Annotated in this window: 24 protein-coding genes and 1 pseudogene; 19 read left to right on the top strand and 6 right to left on the bottom strand. The window is 68.3% G+C overall.

Annotated features, from left to right (window positions below; translation table 11 throughout):
* Window positions 1-98 precede the first annotated feature (98 nt).
* Both ACFYVL_RS42715 and ACFYVL_RS42710 read left to right on the top strand, forming a co-directional pair.
* Window positions 99-935 carry a hypothetical protein gene (locus tag ACFYVL_RS42715; protein ID WP_389255223.1) on the top strand — a complete coding sequence of 279 codons (837 nt, stop codon included), beginning with the start codon at window positions 99-101 and terminating at the stop codon, window positions 933-935.
* Window positions 936-1,592: 657 nt separating this feature from the next.
* Window positions 1,593-1,844, top strand: a complete 252-nt coding sequence (locus ACFYVL_RS42710) for a protein kinase (protein WP_389255221.1) — start codon at window positions 1,593-1,595, stop codon at window positions 1,842-1,844.
* A 49-nt stretch (window positions 1,845-1,893) separates the two neighbouring features.
* Here ACFYVL_RS42710 and tkt read toward each other — a convergent pair whose 3' ends face one another.
* Complete coding sequence (gene tkt, locus ACFYVL_RS42705; RefSeq protein WP_389255219.1) at window positions 1,894-4,011, bottom strand: transketolase; 2,118 nt, start codon at window positions 4,009-4,011, stop codon at window positions 1,894-1,896.
* Window positions 4,012-4,492: 481 nt separating this feature from the next.
* On the opposite strand from tkt, the gene ACFYVL_RS42700 reads away from it, so the two are divergent.
* From ACFYVL_RS42700 to ACFYVL_RS42650, 11 genes are all read left to right on the top strand, one after another.
* On the top strand, window positions 4,493-5,221 hold the full coding sequence (locus ACFYVL_RS42700; RefSeq protein ID WP_389255217.1) for a GntR family transcriptional regulator: 729 nt from the start codon (window positions 4,493-4,495) through the stop codon (window positions 5,219-5,221).
* 76 nt (window positions 5,222-5,297) lie between these two features.
* The gene (locus ACFYVL_RS42695; protein WP_389255215.1) at window positions 5,298-5,753 is read left to right on the top strand and encodes a PTS sugar transporter subunit IIA; all 456 of its coding nucleotides are present in this window, start codon (window positions 5,298-5,300) and stop codon (window positions 5,751-5,753) included.
* On the top strand, window positions 5,753-6,034 hold the full coding sequence (locus ACFYVL_RS42690; protein ID WP_389255213.1) for a PTS sugar transporter subunit IIB: 282 nt from the start codon (window positions 5,753-5,755) through the stop codon (window positions 6,032-6,034). Before ACFYVL_RS42695 ends, ACFYVL_RS42690 begins: the two co-directional genes overlap by 1 nt.
* A gap of 194 nt (window positions 6,035-6,228) precedes the next feature.
* The gene (locus ACFYVL_RS42685) at window positions 6,229-7,734 is read left to right on the top strand and encodes a PTS ascorbate transporter subunit IIC (RefSeq protein ID WP_389255211.1); all 1,506 of its coding nucleotides are present in this window, start codon (window positions 6,229-6,231) and stop codon (window positions 7,732-7,734) included.
* Between the two features lie 562 nt (window positions 7,735-8,296).
* Window positions 8,297-8,533, top strand: a complete 237-nt coding sequence (locus ACFYVL_RS42680) for a hypothetical protein (RefSeq protein ID WP_389255209.1) — start codon at window positions 8,297-8,299, stop codon at window positions 8,531-8,533.
* A 283-nt stretch (window positions 8,534-8,816) separates the two neighbouring features.
* Complete coding sequence (locus ACFYVL_RS42675; RefSeq protein ID WP_389255207.1) at window positions 8,817-9,146, top strand: hypothetical protein; 330 nt, start codon at window positions 8,817-8,819, stop codon at window positions 9,144-9,146.
* A 172-nt stretch (window positions 9,147-9,318) separates the two neighbouring features.
* Window positions 9,319-9,798, top strand: coding sequence for a hypothetical protein (locus ACFYVL_RS42670; RefSeq protein ID WP_389255205.1), 480 nt, complete (start codon window positions 9,319-9,321; stop codon window positions 9,796-9,798).
* A 97-nt stretch (window positions 9,799-9,895) separates the two neighbouring features.
* Window positions 9,896-10,686 (top strand): IS5 family transposase gene (locus ACFYVL_RS42665; RefSeq protein WP_389255281.1). Its coding sequence is split into 2 segments (ribosomal slippage): window positions 9,896-10,211 and window positions 10,211-10,686, totalling 792 coding nucleotides; the frame shifts between segments, so codons are not numbered across the junction.
* 102 nt (window positions 10,687-10,788) lie between these two features.
* Window positions 10,789-11,178: a hypothetical protein gene (locus tag ACFYVL_RS42660; RefSeq protein ID WP_389255203.1), complete on the top strand. Its 390-nt coding sequence runs from the start codon at window positions 10,789-10,791 to the stop codon at window positions 11,176-11,178.
* Between the two features lie 879 nt (window positions 11,179-12,057).
* Complete coding sequence (locus tag ACFYVL_RS42655; protein WP_389255201.1) at window positions 12,058-12,198, top strand: transposase family protein; 141 nt, start codon at window positions 12,058-12,060, stop codon at window positions 12,196-12,198.
* Window positions 12,199-12,804: 606 nt separating this feature from the next.
* A complete protein-coding gene (locus tag ACFYVL_RS42650; RefSeq protein ID WP_389255199.1) occupies window positions 12,805-13,782 on the top strand; it encodes a helix-turn-helix domain-containing protein in 978 nt (325 codons plus the stop codon).
* A 147-nt stretch (window positions 13,783-13,929) separates the two neighbouring features.
* Here ACFYVL_RS42650 and ACFYVL_RS42645 read toward each other — a convergent pair whose 3' ends face one another.
* From ACFYVL_RS42645 to ACFYVL_RS42635, 3 genes are all read right to left on the bottom strand, one after another.
* Window positions 13,930-14,247: a hypothetical protein gene (locus tag ACFYVL_RS42645; RefSeq protein WP_389255197.1), complete on the bottom strand. Its 318-nt coding sequence runs from the start codon at window positions 14,245-14,247 to the stop codon at window positions 13,930-13,932.
* 753 nt (window positions 14,248-15,000) lie between these two features.
* Window positions 15,001-15,192: a hypothetical protein gene (locus ACFYVL_RS42640; RefSeq protein WP_389255195.1), complete on the bottom strand. Its 192-nt coding sequence runs from the start codon at window positions 15,190-15,192 to the stop codon at window positions 15,001-15,003.
* Between the two features lie 234 nt (window positions 15,193-15,426).
* The gene (locus ACFYVL_RS42635) at window positions 15,427-15,633 is read right to left on the bottom strand and encodes a hypothetical protein (RefSeq protein WP_389255193.1); all 207 of its coding nucleotides are present in this window, start codon (window positions 15,631-15,633) and stop codon (window positions 15,427-15,429) included.
* Window positions 15,634-16,777: 1,144 nt separating this feature from the next.
* Here ACFYVL_RS42635 and ACFYVL_RS42630 point away from each other — a divergent pair.
* The 3 genes from ACFYVL_RS42630 (at window position 16,778) to ACFYVL_RS42620 (ending at window position 20,134) form a co-directional block, all read left to right on the top strand.
* Complete coding sequence (locus tag ACFYVL_RS42630; RefSeq protein ID WP_389255191.1) at window positions 16,778-17,176, top strand: DUF6415 family natural product biosynthesis protein; 399 nt, start codon at window positions 16,778-16,780, stop codon at window positions 17,174-17,176.
* 263 nt (window positions 17,177-17,439) lie between these two features.
* Window positions 17,440-17,907: a hypothetical protein gene (locus ACFYVL_RS42625; protein WP_389255189.1), complete on the top strand. Its 468-nt coding sequence runs from the start codon at window positions 17,440-17,442 to the stop codon at window positions 17,905-17,907.
* Between the two features lie 10 nt (window positions 17,908-17,917).
* Window positions 17,918-20,134 (top strand): tetratricopeptide repeat protein, encoded by a 2,217-nt coding sequence (locus ACFYVL_RS42620; protein WP_389255187.1) that lies wholly within the window; start codon window positions 17,918-17,920, stop codon window positions 20,132-20,134.
* Between the two features lie 94 nt (window positions 20,135-20,228).
* Here ACFYVL_RS42620 and ACFYVL_RS42615 read toward each other — a convergent pair whose 3' ends face one another.
* Window positions 20,229-20,807 carry a hypothetical protein gene (locus ACFYVL_RS42615; protein ID WP_389255185.1) on the bottom strand — a complete coding sequence of 193 codons (579 nt, stop codon included), beginning with the start codon at window positions 20,805-20,807 and terminating at the stop codon, window positions 20,229-20,231.
* Window positions 20,808-21,703: 896 nt separating this feature from the next.
* On the opposite strand from ACFYVL_RS42615, the gene ACFYVL_RS42610 reads away from it, so the two are divergent.
* Window positions 21,704-21,832, top strand: coding sequence for a hypothetical protein (locus ACFYVL_RS42610; protein ID WP_389255183.1), 129 nt, complete (start codon window positions 21,704-21,706; stop codon window positions 21,830-21,832).
* Window positions 21,833-22,684: 852 nt separating this feature from the next.
* On the opposite strand, the gene ACFYVL_RS42605 is transcribed toward ACFYVL_RS42610, so the two are convergent.
* Window positions 22,685-22,894 (bottom strand): hypothetical protein, encoded by a 210-nt coding sequence (locus tag ACFYVL_RS42605; RefSeq protein WP_389255181.1) that lies wholly within the window; start codon window positions 22,892-22,894, stop codon window positions 22,685-22,687.
* Between the two features lie 282 nt (window positions 22,895-23,176).
* Here ACFYVL_RS42605 and ACFYVL_RS42600 point away from each other — a divergent pair, with 282 nt between their 5' ends.
* Both ACFYVL_RS42600 and ACFYVL_RS42595 read left to right on the top strand, forming a co-directional pair.
* A complete protein-coding gene (locus tag ACFYVL_RS42600) occupies window positions 23,177-23,626 on the top strand; it encodes a hypothetical protein (RefSeq protein WP_389255179.1) in 450 nt (149 codons plus the stop codon).
* Window positions 23,627-23,895: 269 nt separating this feature from the next.
* A pseudogene (locus ACFYVL_RS42595) lies at window positions 23,896-24,238 on the top strand (transposase); the annotation flags it as partial.
* Window positions 24,239-24,330 lie beyond the last annotated feature (92 nt).

Genomic DNA, 24,330 nt, shown 5'->3' with positions numbered 1-24,330 from the left:
CGCGCCACTTCCCCGCCGCCCCCCCCGGGCCTCCTCCGCCACGGCCGTACACCCCGTTGTGGCGGCGTGTGCGCGAGGGCCAATGGCCGCTTCTGGGCGTGGTGTTGCGGGGCAGCCGGGAGCAGGTGCACCCCGCCGTCCTGCTGGTGCTGCTTCTCCCGTGCCTGTGGTGGGCGACGGTACCGCTGCTGGTCGGCTACCAGCTGGCACGCACCACCCGCCGCGTCTTCCCCACGCTTCCGGAGGGGCATCTCGGGGATCCGACGCTGCTGCGGGTGCAGCGGGTGCGGACCTGGGTCGCCATCGCAGCGTCCGGGCTGCTGCTCGTGGTGTTCGGCGACTGGAGCGACGCCTGGCGAGCACAGGGGCAATTGCTGCAACGGGCGGTGTTCGCCCCCTGGCTGGCACTGATCTGCGCGGTGGTGGCGGTCGCGCTGCTGTTCGGCATCGCCAGGCCGGGCACACGCCGCCCCATGGGGGCTCACCTCTGGCCGGCGGGGCGCTCAGCCCTGTGCTATTTCGCAGCCTGGGCGCTCGTACAGCTGTTGTTCATCGCCGGGGGCAAGGGAATGGGACTGCTCTCCCACACCGGCGACGGACCACTGGGACTGCTGCTCCGAGGCGCCGGGCTGCTGGTGTGCTGGGCACCCTTCTGGTGGATGTGCTGCTTCCTCTGCTTCGCCACCGGACCGGCGCTGCGGCACGCCTTCAACCTGTCCGCCGCACATGCGCTGCTGCCCGCACTGGTCACCACTGTCCTGGCCTGTGTGTTTGCCGTCCGCGTTCTGTCCTCGGGCGGACTGCCCCCGGGCCCGGTGCCGGTCGCCATCTGCGCGTTCCTCGCGGGACCGGTGTCGGTGACGGCCCTGGCGTGGTGGGAGATCCACCGGCTGCGGCAGCAGCACGGGGTGCGGTGGAGAGGCCACCGCACCTGAAGCCGCCCCGACGGCAGTAACCGCTCTGTTCTTCACAGCACCAGCACGGCATCCATCACCTCGACCTGGCCTGACCACAGGCCCCGCCGCGGAAAGGGCCCTACTCCCACCCACATGGCGGGCCGCCTACCGAGACCCCGGGAGAGTGAAGAGGCTTCCGCTGTCCCACCAGGTGATCCCGGCCAGGTCGAGCCGCAGGTGGTGGTCGACGCACTGGAGTGAACTTGCGCGATTCCCCGCAATCGCGTTGAGGACAACACTGCGGGCTCCGTAGCGTCGACCAACACCGACGCACCCAGCACCGAAGGCGGCGTCTCTCGCGCCCCTGCTCAGGTAACCGGCTTCTGCACGGTGCGAGGGCGAAGCCCGGCGTGATGGCCGTGCAGGGGTGAGGAGGGCGGAGGCTGTGTCGTGCAGGTCCTCTTCGACCAGTCGGCGGCCGGGCCTTAGCCGGTGATGCTTCGGGTCATGAGGGTGATGAGTGACCAGGCAAGACCGGTAGCCAATTTCGACGCATCATAGGCGAGTTCGGCCGTGTCCTCCCGGGCTTCCGCTCTCGCTGTGCCTGCCTGCTCGGTCAGCTCGTCCAGGCCTTGATCTGCGCGGCGACCTCACGACTGGGAGTCGTCCCGGGCGGCGCGGGCCAGGCGCAGGACGGTGTCCAGGCCAGGGCTTAAACACGCGCACGCGGCGGGCATCGTGCACCGCGACCTCAAGCCCGACAACGTCCTGCTGATGGACGACCGGGTGATCCTGACCGACTTCGGGATCGCGCACATGGCCGACGCGACCATGGCGCTGACCCACACGGGAACGATCATCGGCCGACAGGGCGAAACGATCACCCCACAGGACGAGATCTGTCCACTACCCAGGTCTCATGACCCGGGTTTCATCACTTGGGCCTGACGACCTGAACCCGACTACCCGGAACTATCCGAGCCCGAATACCCGGACCTCATCGCCGGGCGAGCGCCAGGCTCTCGCGGGCGGCGCTGACCACGGCCTCCACGGTGATGCCCATGTGCCGCATCGCCTCGTCGGCGGGGGCCGAGGTGCCGAAGGTGTCGAAGGTGACGGTGCGACCGGCCTCGCCGATGAGGTCGTGCCAGCCGAAGGCCGACGCGGCCTCGACGACCACGCGGGCCCGGGTGGCCGGGGGCAGTACCGCGTCCCGGTAGTCGGCGTCCTGAGCGACGAACCACTCCTTGCACGGTACGGAGACCACGCGCGCCGCGAGGCCCTCCCCGGCCAGCTCCGCACAGGCGGCCAGGGCGGGAGCGACCTCGCTGCCGCTGGCCAGCAGCACCACGTCGGGTGCGCCCTCGCTGTCGGTGACCACGTACGCGCCACGGGCCACTCCCGTACGCACGTCCTCGGCGGCGGTCGGGAGCACCGGGAGACCCTGCCGGGCCAGGGCGAGACCCACCGGCCCTCGGGTCTCCAGGGCGACCGCCCAGGCGGCGGCAGTCTCGCGGGCGTCGGCGGGACGGACGACAGCCATGCCCGGCATCGCACGCAGGGCCGCCAGGTGTTCGACGGGCTGGTGGGTGGGGCCGTCTGCGCCCAGCGCGACCGAGTCGTGCGACCAGACGTACACGACCGGCAGGCCCATGAGCGCGGCCAGCCGGATCGAGGGACGCTGGTAGTCGCTGAAGACGAGGAAGGTGCCGGCGAACGGGCGGTCGTAGCCGACGAGGGCCATACCGTTCATGGCGGCGGCCATCGCGTGCTCCCGTACCCCCCAGTGGATGTTGCGGCCCGCGCGGCCGCCGGAGCCGGTTCCCTCGGGGAGGAAGGAGCCGCCGCCTACGATCGTGGTCCGGTTGCTGTCGCCGAGGTCGGCTGAGCCGCCCCACAACTGCGGCAGCCGGGCGGCGAGCGCCTGGATTGTCCGGCCGGAGGCGTCGCGGGGCGCCACGAGGGCGCCGGTCTCGAAGTCAGGCAGCCAGTTGGCGGCCTCTTCGGCGGTGAACGGACGCAGCGCCCTGGCGCGCTCGGCCGCTGCTGCCGGGTCGGCGGACTCCAACGCCGCCACCGCCCGGTCCCACTCGCGGCGCAGCTCAAGGCCACGGCCGAGCGCGCTACGGGTGTGGGCAAGCACCTCGGGGGCGACCGCGAAGGACTCCTCGGGGTCGAGGCCCAGGGCGCGCTTGACGTGCGCGACCTCCTCGGCACCGAGCGGAGCGCCGTGCGAGGCGGGGGTGTTGACGGCGTGCGGGGCGGGCCAGGCGATCTGCGACCGGCAGACGATCAGGGTGGGACGTGTGCGCTCGGCGCGGGCCGCGTGCAGTTCGGCGTCGAGGAGGGTGGTGTCTAGATCGCCGTCCGCGCCGAGCGGCACCGCTCGGACCGACCAGCCCTGCGCGACGAACCGGGCGGCGGTGTCCTCTTTGCTGGTCAGGGAGGTGTCGCCGTCGATCTGAATGCGGTTGTCGTCCCAGACGACCACGAGGTTGTCGAGCTCGTGGCGGCCGGCCAGTGCGCCGGCCTCGTAACTGATGCCCTCCTGAAGGTCGCCGTCGGAGCACAGCACGTAGACGGTGCGCCGGGGCACGACCGTGCCGGCTGCGTTGTCGGCCGGGAAGCCGTTCGGGTACCTGCGGTGCTCGTCACGCTTGAGCGCCATCGCCATGCCCACGGCGGTCGCGACGCCCTGTCCGAGTGGCCCGGTGGTCATCTCGACCCCGGGGGTGTGCCGGTACTCGGGGTGGCCTGGGGTAAGGGACCCGAGACTGCGGAACCTGCGCAGATCGTCCAGGGACAGGTCGTAGCCGGTCAGGTGGAGCTGGGTGTAGAGCAGCGCGCTGGCGTGCCCGCAGGAGAGCACGAACCGGTCACGACCCTCCCAGGCGGGGTCCGCGGGGTCGTGCCGCAGGTGCCGGTGGAAAAGCAGGTGCGCGACCGGGGTCAGCGCGAGCGGAGTACCCGGGTGACCGGACCCCGCCCGCTCGACGGCGTCCAGGGCGAGCCCACGGGCGACGGCGACGGCACGCCGGTCGATCGGCTCGAAAACCCGCGGGGCGTTGGGGTCGGGAACCTGCGGGGCGTGAAGGACGCCGGACGTGGTGGACATGAGCACTCCCGGGGGTCGTGATGAGGTACGGGGCGTATGGGCGAGCAGGGCGTGGGTGACAAGTGGCACCGGGCCGAAGGACGCGGGACTCCCGCTTACCGGAGCCTGGAGGGCGCCCGTTCGTAGTCGCGGGCGGCGGGGCGGTCGCTGCCGGTCGTGTCGTCCTGGGCGTCACGGCCGGTGTCGTCCGTCGAGTGGACATGACGTCATGACGACTTCGCCAACGTAAACCTGTTGTCGGCTCAGTCGGCCCGGTTGGGCGGCAAAGCCTCCGAATCCCGTGAAGTCGTGCCCTTCTTCCCTTGGGAGAAGGGGCCAACGACAGGACAGGAGAGGGCTTTGTCCCCATTCCTGATGCCCTCGCCCTGTCTGAAGCTGACAGCGGGAGTTGCAACGGCAACACCCGCCGAATCGCACAGTCGTCATGACGTCCGGACGGGGATACCCACCGACCCCTCGTGACGAGCCAGGAGAGACGGCCATGGCCGAGCACAAATACGCGCAGGTCCGAGATCACCTGCTGCGACGGGCGAGCGAACTGCCCGTCGGCACCCGACTGCCCTCGGAGCCAAAACTGTGCGAGGAGTACGAGGTCAGTCGCATCACCGTACGCCGGGCCATGGACGAACTCGTTGGGGACGGCCACCTGGTGCGCGAGCACGGTCGCGGCACGTTCGTCAGCCGGCCCCGGTACGCGATGCGGCACCGCGAGCGCTTCGTCAACGAGGTCACCGGGTTTCACACTCAACTGACCAGGCAGGGCCACACCGTAGTCTCCGAGGTGCTCGTCCAGCGGCCAGTCCGCGCCGGAGCGCGGATCGCCGCCAGGCTCGGACTCAGCCCGGCCGCCGACGTGATCCGCATCCAGCGGCTGCGCCGGGTCAACGGCGAAATCCACCACCTCGCCGAGTCCTATGCCGACGCCGAGCGCTTCCCCGGCCTGATGACCGCGGACTTCACCCACGACTCCCTCTACGCCTACCTGCGCGCCCGCCACGACACCCTCCTGGCCCGCAACCAGATCGTCGTCGGCCTACACAGGACCGATGACCACGAAGCGCAACTGCTGGGCCTGGAACCGCGCTCGACGGTGCTGCTCGCCGAGTCGACCGTCTACGACCCGCTGCGAAAACCGCTGGTGTACGGCACGTCGAAGTTCCCGCCCAGCACCGCCGAGTTGTCCTTCGACATCACAGCGGACGGCAATTGACCCGCCGCGACGCGACAGCCGTCCGCCACGCGACCAGCAGAACTGAACCCGTACCGCTTCCCTCAAGAGGTGCACCATGCAACTCAGTAACGTCCTGACCCCCGATCGCATCGCCTTCCGCGACGAGCCGACGGACTGGGCCACGGCCGTACGCACCGTGGCCCGCCCGCTGCTCGACGCCGGGGACATCACCACCGACTACGTGGACGCGATGGTGGCCTCCATCGCCGACGGCGGCACCTACATCAACCTGGGTTTCGGCATCGCCCTCGCCCATGCCCGCCCCGAGTCGGGTGCGCTGAGGCCGGCCCTGTCGATGCTCCGCCTCGCCGAGCCTGCCCCCCTGCTCGGGCTGCCCGAGCACGCAGTCGACCTCTATTTCTGCCTCGCGGCCCCCGACCCGGTGACCCACACCGAAGCCATGGCCTCCCTGGCCAGGCTGCTGTCGGACTCCACCGGCCGCGAGGAACTCCGCGCCGCCCGATCCGCGGCGGACGTCATCACGCTCATCACCCGAATCGAGGAGACCTGATGAAGATCATGGCCATGTGCAGCACCGGACTGGGCAGCAGCTTCATGCTCCGCCTCAACATCGCCGACGTGCTCAAGGAGATGGGCCTCACCGACGTCCAGGTCGAGCATTCCGACCTCAGTTCGGCCGACCCCAGCAGCGCCGACGCCTTCTTCGTTGCCAAGGACCTGGAGGACGCAGCGCGCGGGCTGGGTGACGTGACCGTCATGGACAGCCTCATCGACAAGGACGAGCTGCGCGCGAAGGTGGAGGCCGTGGCCGAGCGCCACCACCTGCTGTAGCGTGCCCCGGCCGCCCCACCCGGCTGCACTCCTCCCCGTGCTCCGATTTGGACCCCACGCTTTCCCACCCACGCCAAAAGGCCCCCCACGGCCTTTCGGTTCTCCGTCCCCCCATCCAGTGCGGCCCTCCTGCCGGGCCGTTTCTCCCCTCCATCCGGAGCGAAGCGGCTCCGGGGCGCCGAGGAGGCGTGACCGTGAACGGATTTCTCAAGTCACTGCTTGACGTGTTCAAGGAACCGTCGGTGATCATCGGACTGATCGCGCTGCTGGGCCTGACCCTCCAACGCAAGTCCTTGTCGGACACCGTGAAGGGCACCGTCAAGGCCTTCGTGGGGTTCCTCGTCCTCGCGGCGGGCGCCGGCGTGGTCTCGGGCGCGCTCACCCCCTTCGGGGACATGTTCCAGCACGCGTTCGGCGTACAGGGCGTGGTGCCCAACAACGAGGCCATCGTCGGTGAGGTGCTCACCCAGTTCGGCTCGCAGGCCGCACTGATCTTCTTCTTCGGCATGGTCGTGAACGTCGTCCTGGCCCGATTCACCCGGCTGAAGTTCATCTACCTCTCGGGTCACGTAGCCATCTACCTGGCCGCGATGATCGCCGTGATCCTGATGTCCAACGGCTTCGCCGGCTGGGAGGCCGTGCTCTGGGGCTCGCTCGCCCAGGGCCTGATCACCACGCTGTCCCCGGCGCTCGTCCACCCCTGGGTGCGTGCCGTCACCGGCCGGGACGAGGTGGCCATCGGTCATACCGGCGGCTTCGGGATCTGGTTCGCCGGTCTCGTCGGCCGGATCTGCGGCGGACGTACGACCACGGCCGCCGACGGCGCGCACGGCCCGAAGGCCGGGCCGAGGTCCAAGTCGACCGAGGACCTGAAGATCCCGCAGGGGCTTGGCTTCCTGCGCGACACCACTGTGGTCATCGCGGTCTCAATGGGCGTGGTCTACCTGGTCGTCACCCTGGTCGCCGGGGCCGGGTACGTCGAGTCCACCCTCAGCAACGGCCAGTGGTACCTGATCTGGGCGCTGATGCAAGCCGGCAAGTTTGCGGCCGGAGTGTTCGTCATCCTCGCCGGTGTACGGGCCGTGCTCGCCGAGATCCTGCCCGCCTTCAAGGGCATCTCCGAGAAGCTGGTGCCCTCGGCCAAACCTGCGCTGGACGTGCCGATCCTGTTCACCTTCGCCCCGAACGCCGTACTGATCGGCTTCCTGGCCAGCTTCGTCGGCGGACTGCTCGGCATGGGAGTCCTGGTGGCCGTCGGCGGGACCGTGGTCATCCCCGGGGTCGTGGCCCACTTCATGACCGGTGCGGCCGCTGGTGTCGTCGGCAACGCCACCGGCGGCCGACGCGGTGCCGTCCTGGGCGCCCTCGCCAACGGCCTGCTGATCACCTTCCTGCCGCTGCTGGTCCTCCCGTACCTTGGCAGTACCGGGCTGAAGAACTCCACCTTCTCCGACGCCGACTTCGGAGTGGCCGGACTGCTGCTCGGCGGGACCGCGCACTGGGGCAAGTTCGCGCTGATCGGGCTGATCGTGCTCGGCCTGGCCGCCGTCTTCATCGGCTCCGGCGCAGTGGGCCGCCGCACCGCCACGGCCGCGGCGATCGCCAAGGAGGCCGAAGAGACCGAGGCGGACGAGTCGGACGCGGCGAAGCCCGGGGCAGACGCCGACAAGACCGGGGCGGCCGCCACGAAGAAGCCCTGACCGCACCCGCAGACCGTGGAGGGCCGAGCACTCCCACCTTCCGGGAGTCCGGCCCGCCACGTGTGCGTCCGCGCAGGTCCGGGCGCAGCCCCGACGCGGTGCTCTCCCGCTTCGTCAGCTTCATCTCCGCGCTCCCGCCGCATGCCGAGCGGCTGTCACGCCCCTTGCTCGGCGAAGGCCAACGGGCGAGGAAGGCGGCTGCAGGGGAATGCGAGGCAAGGGCAAGGCGGAACGCCGGTAGAGGCCCGACCGCGGGCGCGGTGCCCCGACCAGGCCCGCCCGGCCGGCCGGGGATCAAGCGTGTCAGCGGCCGTTCAGTACTGGCTCTTCGGCACTTTCCATGAAGTGGATGATCTTCGGATAGCCCTTCCCGGTGAGGGATCATGCTTCTGATCTGCTGAAAGTTCCCTTCCCGCACCTGACGCAGGTGCTCATCGACAGCGTTGCCCGGATCGGGAAGTCGGTACGGATCGTGGCCAGGAATAGATTCTCGTCAGTAGGTTGGCCACCGCTTCCCTCACTCTCGCCTGCATATCGTGATTGACATGAGAGGACTACGGTCTTGGACGAAGAGCACCTTGTGATCCGCCTGAGTGCAGATGAGGCAATTGTGCTCCTGGATTGGCTCGAGCGACTCCAGATGACGGACCTGGGGGACGTCGTCGACGATCGTGCAGTTTGGGCGCCACTGCATACAATTGCAGCAATCTTGGATAAACAAACCCCAATTCCTTCAGAGAACTATCCAAAAAACCTGAGTAAAGCTAGAGCTCGGTTGCGGCGCATCAAGGAGGATTGACCTCCTGTCGCCGAATGGTGGTCGGGTAGCCGGATGGCGTTGCCGTGATCCGGCTCTTTCGGAACCGGACGTGCAGGGTTCCCTCGCATCCGGCCTTGAAGGTCTATGGGGCGTCATTCCTGCTGGTAGGCGGGGTGTTCGGCGTATGAATGGCCAAGGACGGGGCGAGGGGAGGGGCGAACGCACGGTGCGGCCGTTCGAAGCCAGCGTCCGGCCTCTGCTTTGGCCCGGAACAAGGCAGGAGGCTGGGGAACGCGGTGACGCACGATCGGGGGATCGACCCATGGACACGGCCAGTCAGATCCTTCCGCTCGCTGGTGTTGCTGTCGGTGCTGCCACGTCATTTCTGGTGACGAGCCTGAATGAGCGGGCCAAGTGGCGGCGCGAGCAATCCGTGCGGTGGGACAAACAACGTCTGACGGCTTACGCCGAATACGCGCATGCCGTCAAGGATCTCGCCTACCAGTACCGGCGGATCGCGGTTGCCCGGGGGCTGACCGACGGCCCTCACCTGTTGGAACCCACTGCCGTGGTGCTTGACCGGCTGGGGGACGCGGAAGTCCACCGCACTGTCCTCTCCGAAACGCTGCTCCGACGGAGGGCTGTCCCGTAACTCGACGAACAGGTCGGCGGGCGACGGCTGATCGGTCGGCTTGTCCAATTCTGCGGCGACTCGCGGTCACGGCCACGACCTGACCAATCGGGTCGAACTGGGCACAGGTAAGCGGCTGCAAGAGTTATGGGACAGCCTGTAGGTGCATTCACAGCTGAATCGAGAGAAGTAGATGATTACCCTAAGCTTCACCCCGGACAAGGAACGCGATATTCCGCATCAAGCCACAAAGGCGATCGCCCGCAATCAAATCAACCTCGAAAGTGTAAGCGTAACTGACTTGCGCTACGGCTATTTTGACTACCCAACGGTATTCCGTGTCGGCGCGCAGAGCTTCATTTCTTACCCTACGCCAATTGTGGACCTGATGTACTGTTTGGCGCTCTGTGTTCGCGAAATCCCTGTAGGTGGCGAATCGGACATTGACTTCACCGAGAATTCCTACGTCATCCGCTTCGTGCAGTCTGGAGGTTTCCTGGAGATTACTTCATCGGCGGGTGGGTATGCCACATGTCCGGCCGACCTGTTTTATACGGAGGCGCGGAAATTCATTTATGCAGGAATTTCTCATATTGCGGCGGAATATCCTGTACTGCAGAGGCATGCCGCCTTCCGGGAAATCAAAAGAATTGCTGGAATTCAATTGTCGTAGCTATGAGCTCGTAACGCGATCTTGTTGAAGTGCCTTGGTCGGGCGTGACCGGTGTGATGATCCTGCCGTTGGTGGGGGAGTGAGCACTCGGCCGTGGATCGTGGACGACGACTTGTGGGCGCTGATCGAACCGCTGCTGCCGCCCTGGCCGGAGCGGTCTCCAGGCCCCAGGCCGGTGCCGGACAGACTCTGTTTGCAGGGCATCCTGTATGTCCTGTTCAACGATGTGGCCTGGCAACTTCTGCCGCTGGAGCTGGGGTTCGGCTCCGGTCAGACCTGCTGGCGACGGCTGGATCGCTGGCAGCAGGCCGGAGTCTTCGACCAGCTCCACCGGTTGCTGTTCGCCAAGCTGAACGCGGCCGGCGAACTCGACTGGACTCGCGCGTGCGTGGACGGCTCTCACGTCCGCGCGAAAAAAGGGGAGCCGCGACCGGTCCGTCGCCGGTCGACCGGCGGAAGACAGGCAGCAAGCATCACCTGATCTGCGACGGACGCGGCACCCCGCTCCACGTCATCACCACCGCGGCCAACGTCAACGACATCACCCAGACCCTGGCCCTGGTCGACGGCATCCCGCCGGTCGCCGGACGCCCCGGCCACCCGCGACGGCGCCCCGGGGCGGTGCTCGGCGACAAGGCGTACGACTCCAGAGCCGTGCGGCACGAGCTGCGGCGCCGACGCATCCTGCCGGTGATCTCGCGCAAGGGCTCCCCGAACATCAAGGGACTGGGCAGACTCCGCTATGTCGTCGAGCAGACCTTCGGCCTGCTCCACCAATTCAAGCGTCTGGCCGTGCGCTGGGAACGGCGCCCCGAACTCCACGACGCCTTCGTCTCGCTGGCCTGCAGCCTCATCTGCTGGAGACGACTGAGGAAACAGGTAGCTTGAGCGTGCACTGGCCTGGGACAGCACCTCGGCCCAGATTCGGCGCAGGCGTCGTCCGTGAGGATCACATGACGTCGCAGGAACCAGAGAGAAGGGTCTGTCCTGATGCCGCACGAGGCTCCGAGGCCAAGCGAACTGCTCGACAAGGACGAGGCCGAACTGCTCCGTCGGGCGCTGCTGGAATGGAGCGGCCCGGCACACTGCAGCGATCAACTCGCTGTTGGCATGGGATTCACCGACACACAGGATCTCCTCAATCAGTGCGACAGGCTACGGAGTGCGCTCGCTGACAATGCCCCGCTCAAGCCGGTCGATTGGGCACGGACGCTCCTGGTAACAGAGATCGTCTTCGTGAGCGACCTCGTGGGCTCGGGGGGCGAATGGCGGACAACCACCGGGCGGAGTGACGAGGAAACGATCACATTGCTACGCGTGATCCAGCGGAAGCTGGCCAAGACGATCAGCCCCTACTACGGGAAGCGCCCAGCCGAGTAGCCCCCACAGCCAACCCTGACATTCAAGATCTCGTTACGAGCTCAACGGCGATCCGAACAGGGCGGGTAAAACACCGAGAGTAAAGGGGAGAAAGTGACGCGCGCAATTAGAGCGTTCCTCGAGACAGAGGACGCGGCTAGCCCTCGTATGATCTTCACGGCAGAAGATGTCGACGCAATGTTCGATAGTCTCCTGGGAGGGCCTGTGGCCACGGGTGGATACTCTGGGTACCCACCGAGCCCCACGGCCGTGGCCGGCGGGAAAAAATGCCCGTGCTCCTCAGCCCAGTGCCGGGCCGCCACCAGGCCCTCCTCGAACGCCCGCTCCTGGTGGGACCAGACGACCCCCAGCTTCTCCAAATCCCGCACCCGCTCCGGCTCCAGCGTCTGCGCCGCGTGAGCAGTGCGCTGATTCTTCAACCAGGTGATGCGCGTCGTGTCCTTTTCACTGTGTGTCAGGTGGTTGCACTGCTGTTGGGCCCGGGCGGGCGGTGGTGTTGAGGGAACGGACGATGCCGGGTTGGTGAAGTACGCTGTCGTTTTCCGGGTAAGGCGGGTGTGGTGCGTGTAGGAAGGGGCGGGGGTGTTGCCGGGCGACTCCCGCTGAAAGCCGGACGGCGAACACACGGGCCCCGGGTACGCAGCGCCGGTGCGCGGTGCGCAGGTTTGTCGGCGTATATCCGAACGTGGCCGGCAAGATTTCCGTGAAATGGGCTATGCCTCTGTGTGCCGGTGACGCTCCGTCACGAGTAGCGGCAGTGTCAGGGAGCGTGAGGACCTCGTACGAACGTGGGCTCCGCATCTGGATGCGGTGCATGTGGAGCGGGTGTGGTTGGCGGGTGGCGTGGTCCGTATCGCTGCCCGTGCCGGTGAGTTGAAAATGGCGTGTCCAGGCTGCAGTCGCGGGTCAGCGCGGGTGCACAGCCGGTACTCGCGCACGCTGGCCGACGTCGCCGCCGGTGACCGTCCGGTACTGATCAGCCTGTCGGTGCGGCGGTTGTTCTGCGACAGCCCGAGCTGAGGGACTGAGCGTGCGTTGCAGGGGTGCGGGTCCGCCGCTCCGGGGTCTGGGGACACGCCACAGCGCACGGCTCTCTTCGCCGGCCCACGATCCCGCTGCCCCCGACTCTCACCCAAGTCCCGCTCACCCGTGAGGGGTTCACCCGGGGGAGGGGAAATCGTGATGATCGCACCACCACCCACCCGCGGCCCCGCATCCGGGCCGCAGCGCGAGCCTGGTTATCAGCGGCCGCACCGATGATGCCCGCATGACTGAAACGATCATCCGGGCATACCGGTCCCCCGCGGACCCCACCCCCGCCCAGACCGAGATCCTCCACCGCTATGCCAACGCCTCCCGCCGCGGCTTCAGCTTCCCCGGCTCAGTGCCTTGTATCCGGCAGGCCGCTGCCGGACCGGCCACGGCGGCATCGGCAAACCGGTACCTCGTGCGCAGGGCCGGCGCTGGCGTGAGGACGGGCGGCGGATGCGCCTGTCACCGTTCCTGCAAACCCTGCGCCGCCGCCGCAGAAAGTTGACTAAGTATCTACTTTTTTGCTGGGCCTCCGCGCCCCATACTCCTGATCCACTCCGGCGGTGCCGGTGTTCACAGACCTGGAGGTGGGCCGTGCAGGTGGTGCTGGACACCAGCAGATTTCCGCCGCGCGATCGAACGGCGGCATGGGAGGAGACGAGCGCTCTCGCGCTGGTGACAACCCGGTTCCGGTTTCCCGAGCCGGACAAGTTCGGGGCGTTGATCCGCGCCATGGACATCGGCCCTGCCCAGCTTTCGCAGATTTCGTACGGGGGGCTGGTGTCGTACCGGTCTTCCCGGCTTATCCGCCAGTCGGATCCGGAGATTTATCAGATAGCAGTTATCCAATCCGGCCGCCAGTCCATCGAGCAAGGCGGGCATGCATCGACGATGTGTGCGGGAGAAGCCGTCTTCTACGACAGCTCCCGGCCTTTTACAGGAGTCGTCGAGGGGAATCGAAAATCCGGTTGCCTTTTGCTGCAGTTTCCCAGGAAGCTGATGCCGCTGCCCGACAAGGTTGTGTCGCCGATGTGCGGGTCGCCGCTCAGCGGTGCCGGCGGCGTCGGGATGCTCCTGCGAGGTCTGCTCCAGGGGCTGATCGCCTCTGCCGCCGATTACACGGCAGCGGACCTCGACAGGCTCGGTACGACGGTGATCGACCTGGCAGCCGCCGCCGTTGCCCGGCACACGGAGCAGACCTCCCTCCTGATGCAGGAGACACGCTCGGCCACTCTCTACCGCGAAATAGGCGCCTACATCTCGAGCCGCCTCGAAGACCCTCGCCTGAGCCTTGGAACAGTTGCCGCCGCCCACAACATCTCCGTGCGTACCCTGCAGCGCCTGTTCTCACAACATGAGGAATCGGTCGGCGAACTCATACGCAATAAGCGCCTGGCACGCTGCCGGCGGGATCTTTCGGACCAAGCCTTGGCCGGTGTGAGCATCGCCGCAATCGGGGCACGCTGGGGATTTTCCCGCCCTTCGTCATTCAGCCGGGCCTTCCGTGACGTGTACGGGACGACGCCCAACGAATACCGGAGCGGAGCACGGGAGAGCGGGTGCGGTGGCTGACCGGGCCCCACCGGCCGGGCCACCACACCTCAGGAAGCGGCCCCGGCGCGCCCCGGGATCGCGTGCCGAAGCCTCTCCCGTATCGGGCACGACCGCGAAGGGCCCCAAGGGCCCGAACCTCGGGAGGGTTTTACCGGTCCCGCGGGATCAGCAGCTCGGCCACTTGTTGGTCTCGTAGTAGCCGAAGTTCTCTATCGACGTCCATCCGACGTGGTTCGTGCCGTCGATCCGGCCGTACGCCCAGCGGTTGCCGTGGTCGTTGACGACCCAGCACCAGAGCCAGAACTTCTCGCCGTTCAGGACGACGGCGTCCTTGGTGCAGGTCGAGTAGGGGCCAGTCCGCAAGGTGTGGGTGCGGTTGATTTTGGCATACCCGGTGTCCGCGTTGCGGACGGACACCGAACAGCCTACCTGCGCGCCTGCCACGGCCGTCGGGGCGGCGGCGAGCCCGACCCCCAAAGCCATGGTGACAGCAGAAATCAAGGCAGCAGTCTTGTGCTTGAGTCTCACGTCAATCCCTTCGCAGGTACCCCGGCCACGGTGACCGGGGGGTCGACACAGGATGCTGCCGCACATCAATTCGCCCGCGGTTCGCCGATCACGCCAATCGCTATCCCAGAAGCGCCAGGTTTCTCATGCCCGGGGCGGTCCGGGAAGGACCGTCCCGCAGCCCGGCGGTGCGGGGGAATCAGCCGATCCGGCCCGCACACCGCACCGGCACGGGGCTCGCACCGCGGCCCGTGCCGGCAGCGTGCCGACCACCAGGTTGACCGGGGAACCCGCACTGGCCTGCCGGCACGGGCGGTGCCGCTGGTGCGGGGGAGAGAGGGGGAATGAACCGGTCACATCCCACTGCCCCGCTTCCGTCACCGCCCGCCGGTTCCTACGCTGGGCCCCGTACGCCGGGCATCTGCCCCACCGGCTCCCAGCCCCCGGGCCTTGACGACTCGCGATGACCAGCTGGAGCCGCGCCCCGGCATAGAGCGCGGCTCCGGCTTGTGCCCTCGCCGGGCCGGTTCGTGGCCTCTCCCGCTGCTCCGGTTCGTGTGTGAGGGCATCAGCGTGGGGCACCTTCTGGGGAAGGGCCTCGCGCCCGGCCGCCGCTGCAGCGAATCCGGCGGCGGCCGGCCCCCGGCGAACTCCCCAGGAGGTGACGGTGAAGTGCGCGGGCCGGCACACCCCCAGGGCCTAGAGGTCCGCCTTGAGCGCCGTAACGTTTCAGCCTGAGGTGGGCGGGGTGTCGGGAAGCTGGCCGTCTGCGGTGGGCAGGGTGGTGTGGCCCTGTGTCCAGTGGTTGACCCAGTTGCACAGGGTGCAGGCGTACCGGCCGTTGATGCCGTCGACATCGGCGTGGCAGCGCGGGCAGGTCGAGGATGTGATCTCCAGCAGCACGGCCTCGGGCGGCTCCATGCCCTGCGTGTTCCCCGGTGCGGGCCGGCCTCACGCACACAGGCCCCCAGGCATGCGTATCCGCGGGCTTCCCGCGGCAGCGGCACCACACATACCTCCGGGTCGGAGCGACTGACCCTGGACAAGAAAAATGCCGCGGCCCCGGTGCGGCAGCCTGGGCTTTCGTGGCGCAGGCGATCACCGGACACGGAGCCGCGGCAGGCCCCCGTTCCGGGGGCTCGTGCACCCATCTGGTCACAGGACGGTCAGGCCCAGGACGGTCACGATGAGGGCGCATGCTGTGCCGATCATGACGGGCCGCCAGGTGTGCGGGGGTGTCGCGGGTGGTGGGCGGTCGTCGGGGGAGCAGCCGCAGAGGCCGTGCTGTGCGAGGACGGGGGAGTCGAGCCAGTAGGCCGAGGACAGCTCTGCCCGTGGTGGTGTTCTGTGTTCGTCGTTCATGCCGTGGCAACGAGCCGTGTCCCGGCCGCGCATGGCTGCTGGCCGGATTTCACATCACCCGCACGATAAAGATGCATCCGCGCTGGTGAGGAACTCTCCCCGGGCGCGGTGTGAAGGAACGGCACGTCAACAGCGGTGTGCTCGGGGAACGCGCAGGGGGCGGGAACCGTCCGTTACGGCGTACCTCCCGGTGCGCACGGGCTGGCCCTCGGTGGTGAAGGATTCTTCCCTGGCCACGAGGGCGGCGTGTAGAAGGGGTGCGGGTGCGTGGTGGGCGGCCCGGTCGCCGGATGGGGCCTTCGGGGGGCCCGTGGTGCGGGGCAGGCGCGTGGTGCTGAAGGGCTCGGCGGTGGCGCGGAAGGGCCCCGCCGTGGGGCGGTAACTGGATATCTTGGCAGCGGCGTTGGGAGGCAATTCCCTCACCACACCGGCATGGCCAGAGAGCCCCAGCTTGTGCTGTGGCCCGCCGCGCCCTGCGCGGGTGTGACCGGCTGGGGCCGCGGTGCCGACCCCGCGGCCCCAGTCCCGCCTCCCCAAGGGGGAACCTCCCGCTTTTCCTCTGCGGAAGACACCGCGTGCGGAGGCTACCCGGCAGAACCGATACGCACGCACCGACGGCCCGCCGCACCACGGCCTGGGGGCCGCCTGCAGGCCGGCCGGATGCGGAAGCCTGCTTCTTCGGCTCAGGACAACGGCCGGGGCCGGCCGGATGCGCTCGGTGGCGTGCGACCACGGCCCCGGCGTCCGGGAGATGCTCCATCGCGCCCTGGGGGATCGATGCGGTCGTACGCAAACCGGCGGTGGCGGGTGGGGTCGGCCACGCAGATGCCGCGCCCGCAGGTAGGGATGCGGCCCGCGGCGGGAGGCCGGACAGCGCGCTGGCGGGCGCCGACCGCAGTGTCGTGCTGCGGGGCGAGAGCGCGGTGGTGGGGCAGCTTGGTGCCGGTGGGTAGATCATCGGCCGGGATCTTCTGACGCAGATTCGATGCGAGTTGCGGGGAGTGGTGCCACCTGGCCTGAAATAGACATCGACCGGGTCGTCGGTCATCGCTGCGGCCGGTGGCCTGGGCCAGTTCGAGCGTACTCGGCCACCCGGAACCACTTCCGATGTGGCTTCGGTCTGTCACTCTGCCGGAGGCACTCCATGCCCGACCACCCCCACTACACCGTGGAACCCCAGAACAGCACCCCCACCTACCCCCTCGACACCACCCTCATGGCATCCACCGTCACACGCGCCCACCATGTGCTGCGCTCCCACCCGCTGCCCCGCCCCGACGACACCGAACTGCTCACCAGCCTCCTCCACTCCCACCTTGCCCTCCTCGTCCAGGAAACCCGCCCCCTCCTCACCGCAACCGGCCACAGCACCCGCGAACGCGCCCGCCGGCAAGCCGTCCACGACACCGCCCGCCGCACCCTGGAAGCCGCACCCACCCATGGGCTGGCCGCCGCCACTACCCGGCTGCGCACGTTGGCCACGAGCGTGGAACGCCTCCTGGCACTGCTTGCCCAAGACCACCAGGACGCCGGCCGCACCTGAGGCCAACATGTGCGGCCCGGCCCCTGCCCAGAGGCGCCCAGCACTCCCGCAGCGACCTCTCACGGCGTCCGGCCTTCACGCGGCGGTAGCGCTGCGGCGTGGCAGGAGGAGGCCACCGATTCTTCTGCCAGTGTCGGGTCTGGACACCGGGTCAGAAACAGCCAGACGGTGGGTGTGTTCCGCAAATTCCGCCGTACCAGGCCAGGTTGACCCCAGGAGCGCTACCGTGGAGACAGGTACTTTTCGGACGTGCTGGGGGAGCGATGGAGCCGGTATCGGCTGAGCTGCTGATGGCGCTGGCTACCGGCGGTGCCGGAGCAGCGGGCGCGCACGCCTGGCGGTCCCTGGCCGCTCTGGTACGCCGCGGACGCGGACAGACCGGTCCCGGGGACGATGCGCCAGCCGGAGGGCTGGAACCGGCCCTGGCAGAGCCGGAGCTCGTAGTGCTCCAGGCTGAACCGGCCGATGAGCGGCGCGCGCGGGACTTGGTGGTGGCGCTGGCCGCCCGCGCCCGGGCGGACGTGGACTTCGCCGCCGCGCTGGATCAGTGGCATGCGCAGGCCCGCCGGGCAGTGCCGGCCACGGGGGCGGGCGACGTTACGGCCACCGTGTCGGGCGGCAGCCAGGGCACCGTGGTTACCACCCGCGACGTGTCGGGCGGCCTGCATGTCGGGACCCCCGCCCCGCCTACTGCTGCGCCGCCCGAGCAGCCCGGTACCAACGGCGGCTGAGAGGCAAGGGATGCCGGGGGAGGCGACCGGGGCCGGTGACGTCCGTGCGGAGGTGACCGGCGGTCGGCAGGAGGCGGTGGTCACCGCCCGGGACATCACCGGCCCGGTCACCGTCACCACGGCCGGAACCCGGGTGCCCGGGTATCTCCAGGACCCCATCCGCTGGCCCCTGGTGGGGGAGTGGGGCGCCCTGGCGGCGGGCGCCCACCGGGCCAAGGCCGATTCCACCGGGGACGCGGTGCCCCCCTACGTGGCCCGCGACATGGACACAGAACTCAGAACACGGCTGGAACAGGCAGCCGCACACGGTGGACTGGTCCTGGTCGTCGGCGATTCCACCGCGGGCAAGACCCGCGCCGCCCACCACGCAGTACACACCTGTAAGGCCCTGGCCGGATACCGGGTCCTGGCCCCGGACAACGGCCCCGACCTGGTGACCGCCACCGAGGTCCTGACCGCAACCACGGTGCGCTGCCTGGTCTGGCTGGACGACCTCGAACACTTCCTTGGCCCCGACGGCCTGGAGCCGGCAGTACTCGCCGAACTCACGCGGCTGCGGACACCGGTCCTGGCCACCATGCAGCTGCGCCACTACGACACCTACTACCCCCGCCCCGCCGACAAGGGCCCCGCCTCCGCAAGCGGCCCGCGCGCGGACGGGGCGGGCGCCCGGGTCCTGAAACAGACCGAACCCCTGCACCTGCCCCGTCGCTGGAGCACCACCGAACTGGACAGAGCACGCGACTGCGACGACCCGCGGGTCATCGACGCCGTCACCCACCACGGCCCCTACGGCGTCGCCGAATACCTCGCCGCCGGCCCGGCCCTGCTCACCGAGTGGCACCACGCCACCCGCCCCGGCGGCCACCCCCACGGCGCCGCACTCGTCGCCGCCGCCGTCGACCTGACCCGCACCGGACTCCCCCAGCCCTACCCCACCACCCTCCTCACCACCCTGACCGAGCACTACCTCCCCCACAACGACAGACCCCTCCTGCGCCCCGAACCCCTCGAAGAAGCCCTGACCTGGGCCCAACGCCTGCGCTACGGCGCCACCAGCCTCCTCCTGCCCACCCACACCCCCAACACCTGGAACGTCTTCGACTACCTCCCCGACCACACCACCACCCCCATCCCCAACCCCGTCTGGGAAACCGCCCTCAACCACGCCACCAACGAAAACGACCGCCACAACATCGCCCTCCACGCCTCCACCGCAGCCCCGCACATCGCCGAAGCCACCTGGCGCCCCCTCGCCCAACACAACGCTGGCGCCGCCCACAATCTTGGCTTCCTGTTGGCTGAGTTGGGCCGGTTAGAGGAGGCCGAGCGCTGGTATCACCGGGCCGCAGAGGCAGGACAGGCTGACGCCGCCAACAATCTTGGTGTCCTGTTCGCCCAGGCTGGTCGGGTGGCGGAGGCTGAGCAGTGGTTGCGCCGGGCCGTAGACGCCGGAGGCGCCGTCGCCTCCCACAACCTTGGCCTCCTGTTCGCCCAGGCTGGTCGGGTGGAGGAGGCCGAGCAGTGGTTGCGCCGGGCCGCCGAGGCAGGAAACGCCGACGCCGCAAACGACCTTGGCCTCCTGTTCGCCCAGGCTGGTCGGGTGGAGGAGGCCGAGCAGTGGTTGCGCCGGGCCGCCGAGGCAGGAAACGCCGACGCCTTATACATCCTTGGCCTCCTGTTCGCCAAAGCCGGCCGGTTGGAGGAGGCCGAGCCGTGGTATCACCGGGCCGCCGAAGCCGGAAACACCGGCGCCGCGTACAACCTCGGTGTCCTGCTTGCCGAGTTGGGCCGGTTGGAGGAGGCCGAGCCGTGGTGTCGCCGGGCCGCCGAGGCAGGGCATACCAACGCCGCGAACAAGCTTGGCTTCCTGCTCAGCAAGGCTGGCCGGTTGGAGGAGGCCGAGCCGTGGTGTCGCCGGGCCGCGGAGGCCGGAGATACCGGCGCCGCGTACAACCTCGGTGTCCTGCTCTATGAGTCGGGCCGGTTGGAGGAGGCCAAGCAGTGGTATCACCGGGCCGCCGAAGCCGGAAACACCGGCGCCGCGCACAACCTCGGCTGCCTGCTTGCCGAGTTGGGCCGGGTGGAGGAGGCCGAGCCGTGGTATCGCCGGGCCGCGGAGGCCGGGCATACCGGCGCCGCGCACAACCTTGGTGTCCTGCTCGCCCAGGCCGGTCGGCCGAAGAAGACCAAACCGTGGTACCGCCGGGCCATGGACCTGTTATGAGGCAGTTCCCGTGTTGCTGCCGCTGGCCGGCTGGCCCGGCCGGTGCGGTTGGCCGACGGGCAAGGGGGGCGTCGGCCAACCGGTGAGCTTGTGTTCAGGGCCGCTGGGCGTCTCGCAGCCGTTCGACTTGTCGGCTGATCAGCTCGGTGGGGAATGAGAGGCCCTTGGCCGTGCTGAGCTCGGAGAATCTGGCGATGGTGTTCCCCGTACGGACCACGACGAACTGCTCGTTACGGTCGGCCTGCCCCGGTTTCATGGGGATGATCTCGCGGAAGGCCACCGCTTCGTCACCGACCTGCGGTGCTGCCTCCGTTCTCACTGTCACCTCGAATCGCCCCACATAGCCGTCGCCTTCGTACGCCCGGCAGGTGGTGAGGGCCTGCTTGAGTGCTGCGAAGCGCCGTGTGGCCTCGCCCTCCTCGTAGGAGGCGAGTGTCGAGCTGCCGCCCATGACGTTCTTCTTCCAGTTGAAGATCTGGAAGACGTGAGCGATCGACCCTTCGCCGTTACGGGCATCAAGAAGTGGCTGGCAGGCAGGTACGGATATGGGAGGGAAGGAGCGTCCGCTTCCTTTCGGCTGGGGTTCCTGTACCCCCATGGGCTCGTGTGCCTGCGGGACTTCTCCGTCCTTAAACGCGAGTCCCTTGAGCTGGGCCGCCGTCAGGGGCGTCACCGGGGCCGAGGCCGAAGGAGTCGTAGACGATGCTCCAGGTGTGGGTTTCGGCTCTTGTGCCGGGGCGCACCCCGAGGCGAGGAACAGCCCGATGGCCGCTGCTGCGGTCGTTCTTCCCAGCCGTGTCGTGCGCGGTCGCATGAGCCCCCCGGACAGATGTGGATGAGAGGCCGACGCTAGTTGTGTGAGCAGGCAATGACCAGGGGGTATGCGAGGGAGGTGCCAGCGGCGGCAAACGGCTTGGACGTGCTGATTCGGGTCTGATGTCCTCTTCCCAGAGCGTTCCTCCCCACAAGACCACCAGCCAGCCGACGAAGACGCCCTGGGAGGACCACCACCATGAGCGCCCCGACTCCCTGGGCACCCCTGAACCGGGCACCTGCGACCGGGACCGGATCAGCGAAGAGACCGAGGGCTACCGGATCCGATCACAAGACGCGGGCTGCGCCGCACGGGGCGCTGACGGAAGTCGCTGCGGCGACCAGTCTGCGGGGTCACTGCGCTCACGCACCCACCTGGGCGCCATACACGGCGTTCTGACGGCCTGTAACCCGATGCTTCTCCTGGGTGCCAGTGGCGCTCTCTGAGGCCCCTGGGGCACTGTGGGGCCCTTCCACGGAGCATGAGAACGGGCCGCGGCCGCTCTGCCACGCAACCCCACACCGTGCACGGCGCTCTAACGGCTGTAACCCGTCACAGGCCTCCGCACGGTGCTGTGACCGGCGGGACGGTGAGAGTCGATCCCAGCACGCGTCGCACGAGGAGAACCACCGACTCAGCTGGTGCCGCCCTGACGCCACTGGGGAGGAACACTGAGGCCGTGGGGCAACGGGGCGGATGGGTCGGTCGGAACCAGGCCGGAAGGTGCCACCCCGGAGGCAAAGTCGAATTCCACGGTGCCGCCGGAGAACGTCGCGGACACGCTCGGGGTGGCCAAACGGCAGATCAGCGGGGGCCTGAAGCGGTTCAAGGGATACATCGAGGACCTCGGCCGCGAGACCGGCGTCTGGCGCGGCCACATCTGAACAGCCGCCCCCACAGGGTGGGATGGGGCCTGGCCGGGTGTCCCCGGCTGGGCCCTTTGTGCGCAAGAGTGATCGCCCTTGCGTGCAAAGAGCAGCCGGGTCGAACGAGACCGCCGACCCAGGGTCCGGGGGCACGACTAGGTACACGGCTATAGCGGCCAGCCCACGGTCTCGACCCGCCCCCATCGTCCCGCCTCCGCGCCTGCGATCGCAACGCAAATCGACGCATCCGCCCTGGCGGACTTCTCCCCGTTCCCTTGCCGCGCTCCCTCGGGCACCAGCTCTGTCCGCAGACCGGCGAGACGGGACCCGTAGACCCGCTGCGCTCCCTCCCGTCCACCCGACACAGGCCACAAACGATGGTTCCGGTGTGTACCCGCGGCTGGTGCTGCCCGGGCTCCCCCTGAAGAGCGCGAAACGGGCCACCTGCCGGGTTCGGGCCAACTTCCCCTCCCCGGCCCGCACTCTGTACCCGGACGAAGGGCCGACTCGTACGCTGAACGCGTCCCGCTGCCCCGTATCCCACCCCCGGTACCGGCCGCGGGTCTCCCCAGGCCCCGGCGAGCACCCCCGTGCCCTCGCAGGGGCCACTCATCGAAGATGCCGACGACGGCCCCGCACTGATGGATCATGACGCCGTGCGCCGGACCTCACGGGCCCTTCGTGTTCCGGTTATGGGTGCGTCAGCAGGGCCGCTGCACAACACGAACCCCTTCGGCCTGTAGTACTGCGACCAACCGGTCAGTCAGTGGTGTTGCCACAGTGAATCTCGACTCTCTCCGCGTTCCTCGTGTATCGGGGGCCTGCTGATGGTGCCTACTTCGTGATGCCCGTCGACAGCAGCCACGGTTGTCACGCCATCAGCAGGGTCGGCGCGACGAGCGACGAGATCACCAGCCGACGTGTCGCCGCGGAAGCGGCCTGATCCTCGCGCCGCAGCTGCTCACCCTGCTCGGTGGTCTGGTCGTGCTCATTCCGCAGCCCGGCTAGCCCCGCCTCAACCTGGCCGATGCGCTGCTCGGTGGCCCGCTGATCGGCCCGGTAAACGTCCTGCGTCACCACCTGGTCCAGCGGGCGGCGAGCTGGGCAAGGTCCTCGCGCAGTTGCGACATGGCACGGTGCAGCTCCCACAGGGTGGGCTCGGCGCTCGGCGGCACAGACACCGCAGTTCTCCAACAGGCCCCGCGCCTGAACACGAGCCTACGGGTGGCTGGAGGTGATGAGGAGATGTCGGCCGAGTGGGCATGGTGGGTGCCATCGGTGCCCACGTATTCACGTTACGATCATGAGTGCAATGGCGGATCATTGCAAAGTATACAAATGCCTAAATATGGGGGGAACTTCATGATTAAGCGTATGCGGGGCAAGGCGTTTGCTGTGAGTGCAGCCGTGGTGGGGGCCCTCGCTCTGGGCGCAAGCCCGGCCGCTGCAGCAGACACCTGGCAGCCCTGGGTTGCGGGCGCGGACTACAAGTGCGGGGACTCGACGAAGCACCTGTTCTCCAAGAACATCGGGATACAGACGTGCATCTTCCGCGCCCCGGGTTCGAACAGCTTCCAGGCCGTAGCGGTGGCGGTGAATAACTCCCCGAACACGGTCTACCTGGAAACTGCGGTCTTCAACAAGACCACGAACACTGTCGACAACTGCGCGAAGCGCAAGGTCGCTCCAGGCGAGCGGGTTGCCTGCTATGGGACGACCAAGTCCACATCTGTGCGCCCCGTGAAGGGCGACGCCTACATCTGGCTCAACGACGGTCTCAGTGACCTCACTTTGACTGCCGAGTACAAGTAGCAGTCCTGCCGGTCGGTCGCCCTGAGGGCCGACATCACCTGCGATGTCGGCCCTCCCGAAGAGCCTGCCGTGCACGCGATGCGCCTGCTCAGCACAACACCTAAACGTCGCCCTTCGGGACACAAACTGATCTGCCAGCCCAGCGCTTCCCCTGCCAGTCAAGGTTGCTACCCCAATCGTGCAGCAGACCAGGGTGCCTAACTGATCGTTTCAGAATGAGATCGGCGTGGCGACTGGTTCTGGCAATCTTGGCAGGCAGGGCCTGGCGGGTGTCTGCCGATCTTGTCCCGGATGAGCTCTGGGACCGCATAGCTCCGTTGCTGCCGCCGCGACAGGAACGTCGGCACCGGTACCCCGGCCGCCTTCCGGTGTCTGACCGGGTGGCGTTGGCAGGCATCATCTACGTGCTGCGCAGGGGTGTGGCCTGGCGTGACGTTCCAGTGCAGGTGGTGGGCTGCTTCGGCATCACCTATTGGCGCCGACTGCGGGACTGGACCGAGGCCGGGGTCTGGCCGGCCCTGCACCAGGGTCCTGCTGACTGAGCTGCGCGCTGCAGACGCGCTGAACATGGACGACTGCGCAGTCGACGGCTCCCACATCCGGGCTCTTAGAGGGCATTTGATCTAGGCAGATTGCCCTTTCTGTCCTAGTAGGTTCCTCGCCAGGTTGGTGTGGTCTCGTCCGTTATGCGCTTGGCCAGGTTG

This window comes from Streptomyces sp. NPDC004111 (assembly GCF_042874215.1).
In the GTDB taxonomy this organism is placed as follows: Bacteria; Actinomycetota; Actinomycetes; order Streptomycetales; family Streptomycetaceae; genus Streptomyces.
Note: the sequence above shows the minus strand (reverse complement) of the source record. Positions and strands in the feature narration are given on the sequence as shown.